This is a genomic window from Mycobacterium cajalii (genome assembly GCF_045809005.2).
Taxonomy (GTDB): domain Bacteria; phylum Actinomycetota; class Actinomycetes; order Mycobacteriales; family Mycobacteriaceae; genus Mycobacterium.
On the sequence record NZ_CM141436.1, the window covers coordinates 38,357 to 51,301 of the forward strand.

The 12,945-nt window shown below is 71.5% G+C and carries 13 protein-coding genes; 4 read left to right on the top strand and 9 right to left on the bottom strand.

Going from position 1 to position 12,945, the window contains the following annotated elements; translation table 11 throughout:
• Window positions 1-17 precede the first annotated feature (17 nt).
• Window positions 18-161 carry a hypothetical protein gene (locus ACJ512_RS00205; protein ID WP_407685421.1) on the bottom strand — a complete coding sequence of 48 codons (144 nt, stop codon included), beginning with the start codon at window positions 159-161 and terminating at the stop codon, window positions 18-20.
• A gap of 88 nt (window positions 162-249) precedes the next feature.
• On the opposite strand from ACJ512_RS00205, the gene ACJ512_RS00210 reads away from it, so the two are divergent.
• Together ACJ512_RS00210 and ACJ512_RS00215 are read left to right on the top strand one after the other, a co-directional pair.
• Entirely contained in the window at window positions 250-1,356 is a 1,107-nt protein-coding gene (locus ACJ512_RS00210; protein ID WP_407685472.1) for a DUF5632 domain-containing protein, read from the top strand.
• Window positions 1,357-1,408: 52 nt separating this feature from the next.
• Window positions 1,409-1,726 (top strand): DUF2710 family protein, encoded by a 318-nt coding sequence (locus ACJ512_RS00215; protein ID WP_407685422.1) that lies wholly within the window; start codon window positions 1,409-1,411, stop codon window positions 1,724-1,726.
• 15 nt (window positions 1,727-1,741) lie between these two features.
• On the opposite strand, the gene ACJ512_RS00220 is transcribed toward ACJ512_RS00215, so the two are convergent.
• Window positions 1,742-2,515, bottom strand: coding sequence for a TIGR03084 family metal-binding protein (locus ACJ512_RS00220; protein ID WP_407685423.1), 774 nt, complete (start codon window positions 2,513-2,515; stop codon window positions 1,742-1,744).
• Window positions 2,515-3,795, bottom strand: coding sequence for an MFS transporter (locus ACJ512_RS00225; RefSeq protein ID WP_407685424.1), 1,281 nt, complete (start codon window positions 3,793-3,795; stop codon window positions 2,515-2,517). Before ACJ512_RS00225 ends, ACJ512_RS00220 begins: the two co-directional genes overlap by 1 nt.
• A gap of 129 nt (window positions 3,796-3,924) precedes the next feature.
• Here ACJ512_RS00225 and ACJ512_RS00230 point away from each other — a divergent pair, with 129 nt between their 5' ends.
• A complete protein-coding gene (locus ACJ512_RS00230) occupies window positions 3,925-4,530 on the top strand; it encodes a YqgE/AlgH family protein (RefSeq protein WP_407685425.1) in 606 nt (201 codons plus the stop codon).
• Window positions 4,531-4,542: 12 nt separating this feature from the next.
• Here ACJ512_RS00230 and ACJ512_RS00235 read toward each other — a convergent pair whose 3' ends face one another.
• Together ACJ512_RS00235 and ACJ512_RS00240 are read right to left on the bottom strand one after the other, a co-directional pair.
• On the bottom strand, window positions 4,543-4,884 hold the full coding sequence (locus ACJ512_RS00235) for a hypothetical protein (RefSeq protein ID WP_407685426.1): 342 nt from the start codon (window positions 4,882-4,884) through the stop codon (window positions 4,543-4,545).
• A 54-nt stretch (window positions 4,885-4,938) separates the two neighbouring features.
• The gene (locus tag ACJ512_RS00240; protein ID WP_407685427.1) at window positions 4,939-6,036 is read right to left on the bottom strand and encodes an LpqN/LpqT family lipoprotein; all 1,098 of its coding nucleotides are present in this window, start codon (window positions 6,034-6,036) and stop codon (window positions 4,939-4,941) included.
• 187 nt (window positions 6,037-6,223) lie between these two features.
• Here ACJ512_RS00240 and leuS point away from each other — a divergent pair, with 187 nt between their 5' ends.
• On the top strand, window positions 6,224-9,130 hold the full coding sequence (gene leuS, locus ACJ512_RS00245) for a leucine--tRNA ligase (protein ID WP_407685428.1): 2,907 nt from the start codon (window positions 6,224-6,226) through the stop codon (window positions 9,128-9,130).
• Between the two features lie 6 nt (window positions 9,131-9,136).
• Here the strand turns inward: leuS and ACJ512_RS00250 are convergent, their stop codons facing one another.
• From ACJ512_RS00250 to ACJ512_RS00265, 4 genes are all read right to left on the bottom strand, one after another.
• A complete protein-coding gene (locus ACJ512_RS00250; RefSeq protein ID WP_407685429.1) occupies window positions 9,137-9,802 on the bottom strand; it encodes an SDR family oxidoreductase in 666 nt (221 codons plus the stop codon).
• 47 nt (window positions 9,803-9,849) lie between these two features.
• Window positions 9,850-10,353: a MarR family winged helix-turn-helix transcriptional regulator gene (locus tag ACJ512_RS00255; RefSeq protein ID WP_407685430.1), complete on the bottom strand. Its 504-nt coding sequence runs from the start codon at window positions 10,351-10,353 to the stop codon at window positions 9,850-9,852.
• Between the two features lie 66 nt (window positions 10,354-10,419).
• Window positions 10,420-11,169, bottom strand: coding sequence for an amino acid ABC transporter ATP-binding protein (locus ACJ512_RS00260; RefSeq protein WP_407685431.1), 750 nt, complete (start codon window positions 11,167-11,169; stop codon window positions 10,420-10,422).
• Window positions 11,166-12,941, bottom strand: a complete 1,776-nt coding sequence (locus ACJ512_RS00265; RefSeq protein ID WP_407685432.1) for an ABC transporter substrate-binding protein/permease — start codon at window positions 12,939-12,941, stop codon at window positions 11,166-11,168. The genes ACJ512_RS00260 and ACJ512_RS00265 overlap by 4 nt, the downstream gene beginning before the upstream one ends.
• Window positions 12,942-12,945 lie beyond the last annotated feature (4 nt).

Sequence of the window (12,945 nt, forward strand, 5' to 3'; positions counted from 1 at the left end):
GACGCGGGACGGGCCAGCTAGCCCAGCCGCGTCTCGACCGCACCGGAATCCGGCGCGATATCGGTGGGTGGCTCGATCGGGTTGGGGCCGAACAACTCCCGCGCCCGTGCGAGCAGGGCGCGCACTTCGTCGAGTTGCTGCTGCAGGGCAGATTCAGCCATGCCTGCACGCTACCCAGGCCTGCGCGGCCGCACAATTCACCGACTCAGCCATGCGCGCGTGAGATGCCGTTACGCTGGGCCGGTGGTGATGGATCGGATAACGGCGCGCCGGCGCCTGCGGAGGGCCACCCGAGAATCGTTGGCGATTCCGGCCTTCAGCGCTCCGGTCGATTGCACCCCGTGGGTGACGGGCGGGCTCTGGCCCGCCTTGCTCTCACCGGTCACCGACGAAACCGCCACGCTCGCAGAGTATTTGAAGGCCGATCTGCAGCGAATCGTCGAAAGCGCCAACGACGTGCTGAAGAAGCTGCAGCGGGCGGGACTGGTGGAGTCGATCCGGCAGGAAGAGGAGGCCCGGATCGTCGACGAGGCCCGTGCCCTGGCCGTGCAACGGGTCGAGTCGACGATCCGCCAGTTGCACGCGCTCAGGGGTGACGCGCCGGCGGCCGGTCACGACGCCGCAGCCCCGCCGGGCCGGCACCGCGCCACCGTGGCGGGGAATGCCGAGCAGGAGGCTGCGCCCGCAACCGAGGTCACCCAGGTCATCGAGGTCGTCGAGGCCGCCGGGGCCGAGTCGCCCGACCAGCGACTGCGCCGTCTGCTGACCTTCGCGGCCCGTCAGGCACCACGGCTGAACTGGGCGGTCGGCGACCGCTCCGACGGCAGCACGGTCCTGGTCACCGACCTGGCCCACGGGTGGATACCGCCGGGCATCACGCTTCCCGCCGACGTGCGACTGCTGCCGCCGGAGCGGCGCAGCGGCACGGTCGCCGGCCTGGTAGGTGACGCCACGCGCGTCGCGGCCTACGCTCCCGGGGACCGCCTGGGCTGGCCGGACGACTTCGACCCGACGACGTCCTCGCTGCGCCCCCGCGAACTGCCCCCGGTCCCGGATGGGAGGCGGGTGCTGAGCGACGCGACGCGTGAGCGCGCCGGCCTGCCCCGGCTCGTGCACGCGTTGGCCGCGGCCGCGGCCGGCGGGATCCGGGTCCTCGACGACGAGGTGGACCTGCTGCGGGTGCATCTCGACACCGCACTGCACCAGCTGCCGGTGCAGCATCGCGGTGCGGGCCCCGGCTTGTTGCGCAACTGCCTGCTGCTGGCGGCCACCGAGGCCGCCGTCACAGGGGATGCGACCTCGGCGAACTACCACCTGGCCTGGTTCCAGAAACTGGACGCACCGGCGGGTCAGTGAGCCCGCGATCATGAATTGACGCTGGTCGGAGCGCTGAAGGATACTTGGCGGCGTGTCGGGATCGGGCGGTCGCGCGAACCTGAGCGACAGGGATCTCGTCGACGCGGTGCTGCGCGATCTGAGCGAGGCGGCCGACAAATGGGAGGCGCTGGTCGCCCAGGCCGAGACCGTCACCTACAGCGTCGACCTCGGCGACGTCCACGCCGTCGCCAACGCCGACGGCAGGTTGCTGCAGCTGACGCTGCACCCCGGCGTGGTGACCGGCTACAGCCACGGGGAGCTGGCGGACCGGCTGAACCTGGCGATCGCCGCCCTGCGCGAAGAGGCCGAGACGCAGAACGAGGCCGCCTACGGCGGCCCCCTGCAGTGAGCGCGCCGCGCCGCCTCAGCGGCCGGCGCCGGGCGGGCCGGCGAAAGCCTGGGCGATCTCCAGCCAGCGCCGCGCGTCGGCGCCCTCGGCGGCGATGTCCAGTTCGCGCAGCGGGCGCCGCTGAGTGACCAGGAAGCAGAAGTCCAGGGCCACGCCGGTGACCCGCTGGGGGGCGTCGGGTGGTCCCCACGACCAGGTGTCGCCGTCGGGGGCCCGCAACTCGACGCGGAACGGCTCGGCCGGGGCTGCCAGGTTGTGGACGAAGAACGCGTAGTCGCGGGTCCGCACCCCGAGGTGGGCGATCGACTGCAGTCGCGGCGTGGCGGGCCGGGTGACGCCGAGGGCGTCGGCGACGTCGAGGCCGTGCGCCCAGGTCTCCATGAGCCGGGCGGTGGCCATCGACGCCGCGCTCATGGGTGGGCCGAACCACGGCACCTTGCGCCCCTCCGGCACCGCCAGCAGCGCCTCGTGCAGTCGCGCCCGGTTCACCCGCCAGTCGCTGAGCAACCCCGACGGCGGTAGGGCCGCCAGTTCCGCCGCGCCCGCGTCGACGAAGCCGTTCGGGTCGGCCGCGGCGGCCTCGAGCGCGGCCTCGAACGCGGCCTCATCGGTGATCGCGGTGAGCGCGACCCGGTCAGTCCACAGCAGGTGCGCGATCTGGTGGGCGATGGTCCAGCCCGGCGCGGGCGTCGGAAGGGCCCACTGGTCCTCCGCAAGCGGCGCCACCAGGGCGTCGAGGTCGTCGCTCTCGGCGCGCAGGTCGGCCACGATCGGCCCGGGGCCGGCCATCATCGCCTGCCCACGAAGGCGTGGACGAGCAGCCCGCCCAGGTACAGAGCCGACCCGAACAGCGCGAACGCGGGGGCGTGCCCGTCGGCTGGGATCAACGCCGCGGCCACGGTGATCGCGGCGATGAACGCGACCCAGAAGAGCGCGTCCTGCACCGCGAACACGTGCCCGCGCAACGCGTCGTCGACGTCGATCTGCATCGCGGAGTCCGCGCACAGCTTGACCACCTGGCCGGCCACGCCGAGCAGGAAGCCGCACACCACCATGACCGGAATCCGCAACCCGGCGCCCGCGGTCTGCATCAGCGCGGCGGCGGCCAGCGCGCCGTTGGCCGTGGCGTAGCGGCCCCACCGGCGCACCGCGACCGGCGTCAGCAGGTTGGCCAGGAACGCCCCGAGGCCCGTGGCGGCGAAGAAGATCAGCGCGGTGCCCAGTCCCCCGGCGGCCGGCCCGCTCAGGTGGCGGACCAACAGCAGGATCAGCAGCGAGTTGATGCCGACCGCCATCCGGTGCGCGGCCAGCCCCGACAGGGTGCCGGCCACCGTCGGGTAGCGCACGACCGTGCGCGCCCCGTGCAGCCAGCCGGTGAGGACCGCGTACAGCGCCGACCCGTGGATGGCGCGCACCGTGTCGTCCGGGCCGAGCACCCGGGGGCCGAACCGCAACGACAGCAGCAACGCGATCGACACCGGGATCGCGGTGAGGAAGATGATCGCCGAGGCGCCGTCGTCGCCGGCGCCCATCAGCAAGCGGGGCACCAGCATGAAGTTGGCGCCCAGGAACGCCGCGACGGCGCCCGACGCGGTGGCGACCGCGTTCATGGTCACCACCTGTTCGCGCGGCACCACGTGCGGCAGGGACGCCGACAGCCCGGACCCGACGAACCGCGCCAGGCCGTTGGCGAACAACGCCGCGATCAGCAGCGCCACGTCTCCGGCCCGCACGGCCAGAATCGTGCCGATCGCGGCGATCAGGACCAGCCGGGCCGCGGTGGCGCCGACCAGCACCAGGCGCCGATCCCAGCGGTCCATCAGCGCCCCGGCGAACGGCCCCAGCAGCGAGTAGGGCAAAAACAGCACCGCGAACGCGCGGGCGATCGCCATCGGGTCGGCGGCCCGGTCCGGGTTGAACAGCAGCGCTCCGGCCATCCCCGCCTGGAACAGACCGTCCCCGAACTGACTCGCCATGCGCACCTGCAGCAGCCGCCAGAAATCGGGCAAACCGCGCACCGACCGCCAGATGTCCGCGGGTGCGCGCGTGGGCGTCCGGGTTTGAGTCACAGAACCGACTTCCGTGAGGGGGCAGGCACAATCGCTGCGGTCGACGCCGCTTCCCACAACAGTACAAATATTTGCGGGCGACGCTCGATTCCCCCGGGCGGGGCTGCCCGGGGATGCGATGATGGTGTGATGGCCCCGCCAGAAGATCCGGAGGACTTTGTCGCTCGCGCCGCACAGCGGGTGCGTGCGGGCACCTTGCTGCTGGCCAACACCAATCTCCTCGAACCGACGTTTCGGCGCAGCGTGATCTACATCGTGGAACACAACGAGGGCGGCACGCTGGGTGTCGTGGTCAACCGGGCCAGCGAGACGGCCGTGTACAACGTGCTGCCCCAGTGGACCAAGCTGGTGGCCAAGCCCAAGACGATGTTCATCGGGGGCCCCGTCAAGCGCGACGCGGCGCTGTGCCTGGCGACGCTGCGCGTCGGCGCCGACCCGCAGGGTGTGCCGGGTTTGCGTCACGTCACCGGCCGGGTGGTGATGGTCGACCTGGACGCGGACCCGGACACGATCGCGCCGCTGGTCGAGGGCGTGCGGATCTTTGCCGGATACTCCGGCTGGACGATCGGTCAGCTGGAAGGCGAGATCGAGCGCGACGACTGGATTGTGCTGTCGGCCTTGCCCTCCGACGTCCTCGTCGGGCCGCGGACCGACCTGTGGGGGCAGGTGCTGCGCCGGCAGCCGCTACCGATGTCGCTGCTGGCCACCCATCCGATCGACGTCAGCCGCAACTGAGCCCGGGCGCCGTCAGCCGCAGGACTGCGTGCAGCCGGCGCAGGCGCCACCGCAGCCGGGGGCCGTCGCCGCCTGATTCAGCGCGAAGCGCGCGCTCTGCCACGAGCCGGCGGCCAGCGTCCCCAGGGCGCCGGCGACGCACACGATGAGCACGACCAGGGCGGTGTGCGGGGCTGCGGCCAGGGCCACGACGCCGCCGGCGGTGAGCATCACCGCGGCCGCCAGCTGGGTGGGGGCCATCGCCCGCAGCGCCCGCTGCACGGTGTCGGCGGTGTGGCCCCGGGAAAGCGACCAGATCCCGAACCCGGCGGATGCCACCGCCGCACACACGCACAACACCCCCGCGATCAGCATGGGCACACAATACGAGCCGGCCCGGGAACGCGCGCGCCAGGGCCTGCGCCGACGCTAGCGTTGCGGGCCGAGGTGGAGGTTGGGCAGCGGCGGCAGGCCCGGCACCAGGGCCAGCAGGTTGGGCATGGGCTGCTGGGGCGGCGTCTGGTTGGACAGGGCCGCCTGCCCGGGAAGGCCCAGTGGGGTCGTGGCCGGCGCCGTGGCGGGAAGCCCGACCGGCGCCGTAGCGGGCGCGGCGCCGGGCACGGTGGCGGGCACGGTGCCGGGTAGGCCGACGGGTGCCGCGGCGGGTGCCTGAGCGGCGGCGGGTGCCTGAGCGGGCGCGGGGGCCGGTGCGCCGGGCACGGCGACCCGGAACCCGTTGATGATGGCGTCGGTGGCCGGCGCGTCCGCCACCGCCTGGGCGCGGTCGGTGGTGACCGCCAGCGACACCAGATATCTGTCGTGCCCGGAGGTGGCGACGACGTGGCGCCGCGACGTGTTGAGCATCATGTCACCGTCGCGGTAGGTGCCCTCGATCACCGACGACGGGAACCCGTCGAAGTCGGCCATGGAGGCGTTCGTGGCCTGCCAGGCCGGGAGCTTCTGGCTGTCGACGTAGCCGTGCGTGATGGCCTCTCCGGGATCGAAGGTGCCGACCAGTTTGTAAACCACGACCTGCGCGTTCGAGGTGTAGATGCTGTTGCCCTGGCGGTCGGCGATCACCGCGAACGCGTCGGGCACGTTGGGGTCGGGCACCTGGGTCCAGCGGGTGGGCACCGGCAGTGTGATGTCGAGCGCCTTGAATCCCTGGGGCTTCTGGGCTTCCAGCTTGACGCCCTTGGTCTGCAGGTACTCGCGGAGCGTTCCCGTGGTCGCGGGTGCCGCCACCGGTGGCGCCGGTGCGACCGGGGGGGCGGCTCCGGCCGCCGCGGCGCTCGGCGGGACCAACGCATTCGACACGGGTGGGGTGGCGACGACGCGGTTGCCGCCCACCCCGCCGGGTACCGTGGCGACGTTGGGCTGCACCGGTGCCGGCGCGGGCACGGCGGGCGCGGGTGCGGGAAGCACGGGATCCGCCGATGCCTTGGCGCCCGCGACAACCCCGACGGCGATCAAGCCGGCAACCATACCCCCGAGAAATGCCCGCCGGGCGGGGGCGAACTGAATCATCTGCGTCGGTCCTTCCCACGAGGCTTCGGCACGAGCGCCCGTCGTTAGGGGCTGACTGTATCCAGTGGTCAAATGCGGTGAACAGGCCCGAAATAGAGCTGGGATGAAGCTCTGATCGCCGCGCAACGGAAACGAGACCAACCCGTGGCCGGCGGGAGCGCCGCGGCGGTCCTTATACCCTGTTGGCGTGACCGAATCCCCGACCGCCGCGAGCGGCAGTGCCGCAGCGCCAGGTCCAGTGCCGGACTCCGATGCGCCGCCGCACCGCTACACCGCGGCGCTGGCGAGCCGCATCGAGAGCGCCTGGCAGGACAACTGGGCGCGGCTGGGCACGTTCAACGTCGCCAATCCGGTGGGTGCGCTGGCGCCGCCGCAGGGGACGCCGGTGCCCGAGGACAAGCTGTTCGTGCAGGACATGTTCCCGTATCCGTCGGGGGAGGGGCTGCACGTCGGCCACCCGCTGGGCTACATCGCCACCGACGTGTACGCGCGCTACTTCCGGATGACCGGCCATAATGTGCTGCACGCGTTGGGATTTGACGCTTTTGGGCTGCCCGCCGAGCAGTACGCGGTGCAGACCGGCACCCATCCGCGGACCCGGACCGAGGCCAACATCGTGAACTTCCGCCGTCAGCTGGCCCGGCTCGGTCTCGGCCACGACAGCCGGCGCAGCTTCTCGACCACCGACGTCGAGTTCTACAAGTGGACGCAGTGGATCTTCCTGCAGATCTACAACGCGTGGTACGACACGGCGGCGGGCAAGGCCCGCCCGATCGCCGAACTGGCCGCCGAATTCGACTCCGGTGCACGACGCCTCGACGACGGGCGGGACTGGGGCGCGCTGTCGGCGGGGGAGCGGGCCGACGTGATCGACGGCCACCGCCTGGTCTACCGCGCGGACTCGATGGTGAACTGGTGTCCCGGGCTGGGCACGGTGCTGGCCAACGAGGAGGTCACCGCCGACGGCCGCAGCGACCGCGGCAACTTCCCGGTGTTCCGGAAACGGTTGCGGCAGTGGATGATGCGCATCACCGCCTATTCCGACCGGCTGCTCGACGACCTGGACGTGCTGGACTGGCCCGATCAGGTCAAGACCATGCAGCGCAACTGGATCGGCCGTTCGACCGGCGCGCAGGCGCTGTTCTCGGCGGCCACGCGCGACGGTGCGGCCGTGGACGTCGAGGTGTTCACGACCCGGCCCGACACGCTGTTCGGTGCCACGTACCTGGTCCTGGCGCCCGAGCACGACCTGGTCGACCGGCTGATCGCCACCGCCTGGCCGGGCGGCGCCGATCCCGCCTGGACCTACGGCGCCGCCACGCCGGCGCAGGCCGTCGCCGCCTACCGCCGCGCGATCGCCGCCAAGTCCGACCTGGAGCGCCAGGAGAGCAGGGAGAAGACCGGCGTCTTCCTGGGCGCCTACGCGACCAACCCGGCCAACGGCGAGCCGGTGCCCGTCTTCATCGCCGACTACGTGCTGGCCGGCTACGGCACGGGGGCGATCATGGCGGTACCCGGCCACGACCAGCGGGACTGGGACTTCGCCCACGAGTTCGGTCTGCCGATCGTGGAAGTCATTGCCGGCGGCGATGTTTCGCAGGCCGCGCACACCGGCGACGGGGTGTTGGTGAATTCCGGTTTTCTCGACGGCATGGACGTGGCGGCGGCCAAGAAGGCGATGACGGCCCGCCTGGAGTCCGACGGCCGCGGCCGCGCCCGCATCGAATTCAAGCTGCGCGACTGGCTTTTCGCGCGCCAGCGGTACTGGGGTGAGCCGTTCCCGATCGTCTACGACGGCGACGGACGCCCGCACGCCCTCGACGAGGCCGCCCTGCCCGTCGAACTGCCCGACGTGCCGGACTACTCGCCGGTCCTGTTCGACCCCGACGACGCCGGCAGCGAGCCGTCCCCGCCGCTGGCCAAGGCGACCGACTGGGTGCACGTCGAACTGGACCTGGGGGAGGGGCTGAAGCCCTACAGCCGCGACACCAACGTGATGCCGCAGTGGGCGGGCAGTTCCTGGTACGAGCTGCGCTACACCGACCCGCACAACTCGGAGCGGTTCTGCGCCAAGGAGAACGAGGCCTACTGGATGGGCCCGCGGCCCGCCGAGCACGGCCCGAACGACCCCGGCGGCGTCGACCTGTACGTCGGGGGAGCCGAACACGCGGTGCTGCACCTGCTGTATGCGCGGTTCTGGCACAAGGTCCTCTACGACCTGGGCCACGTCAGCTCCCGGGAGCCCTACCGCCGCCTGGTCAACCAGGGCTACATCCAGGCGTTCGCCTACACCGACGCCCGCGGCTCCTACGTACCAGCCGACGACGTGGTCGAACGCGACGGGCGCTTCGTCTACGCGGGGCCCGGTGGCGAGGTCGAGGTCTTCCAGGAGTTCGGCAAGATCGGCAAGAGCCTGAAGAACTCGATCTCGCCCGACGAGATCTGCGACGAGTACGGCGCGGACACGCTGCGGGTCTACGAGATGTCGATGGGCCCGCTGGAGGCGTCGCGCCCCTGGGCCACCAAGGACGTCGTCGGCGCGCACCGCTTCCTGCAGCGGGTGTGGCGGTTGGTGGTCGACGAGGGCACCGGTGCGAGCCGGGTGGCCGACGCGCCCGAGCTGGACCCCGCAACCCTGCGGGTGCTGCACCGCACCATCGCCGGGGTGTCGGAAGACTATGCGGCACTGCGCAACAACACCGCCGCGGCCAAGCTCATCGAGTACACCAACCACCTCACCAAGGAGCACCGCGACGCGGTGCCGCGCGCGGCGGTCGAGCCGCTGGTGTTGATGCTGGCGCCGCTGGCCCCGCACCTGGCCGAGGAACTGTGGTCGCGGCTGGGCCACAGCGCCTCGCTGGCGCACGGTCCTTTCCCGCAGGCCGACCCCGCCTACCTCGTCGAGGACACCGTCGAGTACCCGGTGCAGGTCAACGGCAAGGTGCGCGGGCGGGTCGTGGTCGCCGCCGACGCCGACGCCGGGTCACTGGAAGCCGCCGCGCTGGCCGACGAGAAGGTGCAGGCGTTCCTGGCCGGCGCCACCCCCCGCAAGGTGATCGTGGTCCCCGGCCGGCTGGTCAACCTGGTGATCTGAGGCCCGTCAGCGCGGCCGCAGCACCACCTCGTGGACGTGACCGTCGGGTGCGGTCCCGACCGCCCCGGCGACCGCGGCCGCGACGGTCTCGGGCCGCAGGAACCTGGCGGGGTCGTACTCACCGCCCTCGAACGCGACGAGTTCGCGTTGCATGTCGGTGTCGGTGCGGCCCGGAAAGATCGTGGTCACCCGAAGATCCGGCTCGTCCTCGCGCAGCGAGTCGGCGAACGCCCGCAGCGCGAACTTGCTGGCCGAATACGAGGCCATGCCCGGTGACACCCGGCGCCCCGCGCCGGAGTTGATGAACACCACCTGGCCGCGGGCGCGCCGCAACGCCGGCAACAGCGTCAAGGTAAGCCCCACCGCGCCAAAGACATTCACCTCGAAGGTGGCGCGCCACTCCTCGACGGCGGACTCGGCGACGTGGCCGGGAACGGACACCCCGGCGTTGTGCACCAGCACGTCGAGCCCGTCGATCACCTCGCAGCCGGATTCGATGCCGTCGGGGTCGGCCAGGTCGAGGGGGAACGTGGTGGCGTCGAGCCGCTCGGCGACGGCGTCGAGCCGCCCGGAGGGCCGGCCGGCCAGCAGCAGGGTGTGCGTCGGCGCGAGCGCGGTGGCGATCGCCGAGCCGATTCCGCCGCCGGCGCCGGTGATGAGTGCAGTGGGCATGTCCCGAGCCTAGGCGATGGCCGAGAATCGTTGACCGGCAGCTGGTTTCACGCCTGCTTGCGCGCGGGTGACTCTCCGGCGGGACCCGACGTCGGCTCGCCGGAGGCCAGCCGTTCCAGCGGCGCGAGGGCCTGCATCAGGGTGTCCAGGTCGGAGCCGGGCAGCTGGGTGAGCATCGCGGCCAGGGCGGCGCGCCGGTTGGCCAGCGACTCGCTGAGAACCGCCCGTCCGCGCGGGGTGATGTCGACGAGCACGGCCCGTAGGTCGGACGGATCCCGCGAACGCTTCACCAGCCCGATCTTTTCCAGCCGCCGGATCGCGACCGTGGTGGTGGGGGTGCGGACCCGTTCGTGCGCGGCCAGGTCCGTCATGCGGATGGGTCCCTGATCCAGCAAAGTCACCAGGATCGACAGCTGCGCCAGGGTGAGCTCGCCGGTCGTGTCGGTGTTGGGGTCGCCGCGGCGCAGGATCGAGAAGAGCTTGGACAGAGCGCGATGCAGACCTTCCGCCAGCTCCGTCACCTCGGCCGCGGTGGACTCGCTTTCCGCCATAATCCGCCCAGTCTAACCCGAGGTGGGGCGCCGACGAGATAGCTCACGCCGACTATTTTTAGGTCATCAAAGAACTTGGTCCAGGAAGCGCTGCAGGCGCTCCGTCTGCGCGGCTTCGAAGATCTGAGCGGGCGGACCCGATTCCACGACCTTGCCGTGATCCATGAAAACGACGGTGTCGGACGCGGAGCGGGCAAACCCCATCTCGTGGGTGACGACGATCATCGTCATGCCCTCGGCGCCGAGCGCGGCGATCAGTTCGAGAATGCCCTTGACCGTCTCCGGGTCCAGCGCCGACGTCGCCTCGTCGAACAGCATCACCTGGGGGGCCATCGCCAACGCGCGGGCGATCGCGACCCGTTGTTGCTGGCCGCCGGACAGCATGGCGGGCCGCGCGCCGGCCTTGTGCTCGAGCCCGACGCGCTCCAGCTGCGTCCGCGCCAGGTCGCGGGCCGCGCCGGCGGACAGTCGGCGCAACTTGCGCGGCGCCAGCGCGACGTTGTCCAGCACGCTGAGGTGGGGGAAGAGGTTGAAATGCTGGAACACCATGCCGATGCGCTGACGGAGTTCGTCGGGGTCGTCGCGCAGCACCGACCGGCCGTCCAGCAGGATGTCGCCGCTGTCGGGTTCGTGTAACCGGTTCAGGCTGCGCAGCAGCGTCGACTTGCCCGACCCGGACGGTCCGACCACGGCGGTCGTGCTGCCCGCGGGAACCTCGATGTCGACGCCGCGCAGCACCGCCAGCCCGCCGAGAGTCTGGTGGATTGCCTTGGCCGCCAACGATACCGACGAGCGACCCGCCGTGCCGGTCGTCACGTCATCTCCTGGTCGAACACCGCTTCGGTGTCGGCCGCCGGTTCGGACGGGGCGCGCCCGCGGCGCAGCCGGGTGTCGATGTGGTTCACCAGATGAGTCAGGGGCACAGTCAGACTCAGGTAGAACAGGCCGGCGGCCACCAGCGGCGACAGGTTGCCGGTCTGCGCGTTGAGGTCGCGCCCCACCTGGAACAGCTCGCGCTGGTCGGCGACCAGGCCCAGGAAGTACACCAGCGCCGAGGCCTTCAACAGCGCGATGAACTGGTTGACCAGCGCCGGCAACACCCGCCGGATGCCCTGCGGCACCACCACCAACCGCATCGCGGCGGGGTAGCTGAAGCCCAGCGCGCGGGCGGCCTCCAGCTGGCCGGGGTCCACGCTCTGGATTCCCGAGCGCAGGATCTCGCCGATGTAGGCCGCGGCCATCATCCCCAGGGCGGCAATGCCCAGCGGATAGGGGTTGTGGTTGGTCAGGCCGCCGACCAACGGCCCGAAACCCAGCCCCACGATGAGGATGATCACGACCTCGGGAAGGCCGCGGAACACGTCGGTGTACACGCGTGCCGGCCAGCGGACCCAGCGCGAGTGCGAGATCCCCGCGATCGCCAGGCCCATGCCGAGCAGCAGCCCGATGACGCCGGCGCTGCCGGTCAGGATCAACGTGTTGGGCAGGCCGGTGGCGAACAGGGTCGGGACGGCCTGCCGGTAGAGGTCCCAGTCGAGGAAGGAGTCGCGCAGCTGCGCCAGCCCCGATTTCGGGGCGGTGGGGTCCACCGGCCGGCTGTGATGTTCGGCGGCGATCGCGGCGAAGTCCGGCAGGCTGGGCGCGGCAACGGCTTTCGAGCCCGGTTTCCAGCCGGGTGGCAGGGTGCGCGGCACCCAGTGCGAATACAGGTTGGCCCAGGTGCCGTCCGCGATCACCGCGTCCAGCCCGGAGTTCAGCGCGTCCAGCAGCGGCTTGTTGTCCTTGGCGACCGCGTACGCCACGAAGCCGCCCGGGCTGTAGGTGTTCGCCACGATCACCGCCGGATCTCCGGACCGCAGCGTGGTCGACGCCTGCAGCGCCGGAGCCACCCACGCGTCGATCTGACGCGTCTTGAGGCTGGTGTACACGGTGGCGAAGTCGGGATATTTCACCGGCTGCAGGTGCAGGGTGTCCACGACGTAGGCCTCCTCGACGGTGCCCTGGACCACCCCGATGCGCTGGCCGGCGGTCAGGTCACCGAACGACGTGATCGGCGACCCGGGCGGTACCACCAGCGAGTAGTAGCCGAAGTCGTAGCCGTTGGTGAAGGCGACGGTGCGCCGCCGCGCGTCGGTGGCCTTGATCGACGCCGACCCGACGTCGAAGCGCCGCGACGCGACCTGGGCGAGCAGACCGGCGAAATCCGTTCCGACGAAGCGGACTTGCAGGCCCAGCTTCTTGGCGATGGCGATCAGCAACTGGTTGTCGAAGCCGCTGAAGCCGCCGGTGGGGTTGATGCACGCGTTCGGCGGGGCATCCGAGAGCGTGCCGACGGTCAGCACACCCGGTATGCCGAGCCCCAGCGTGTCGACGTCCACCGCGCTCAGCGGTTCCACGGTGGCGGTGGTGTACCGGTCGCCCCGCTCGGTGGCGGCGCGGTTGATCAGGTCCTTCGGCAGCACCGTTGCGCTGTCCAGGCCGGCCGGCGCGCACTGGTTGCGGTCGGCGGCGGCCCGCGGCGCCAGCGCGCCGGACAGGCCGCACACCAGCAGGAGCGTCGCCACGAGACGGCCCACCCACGAAGTCATCCGT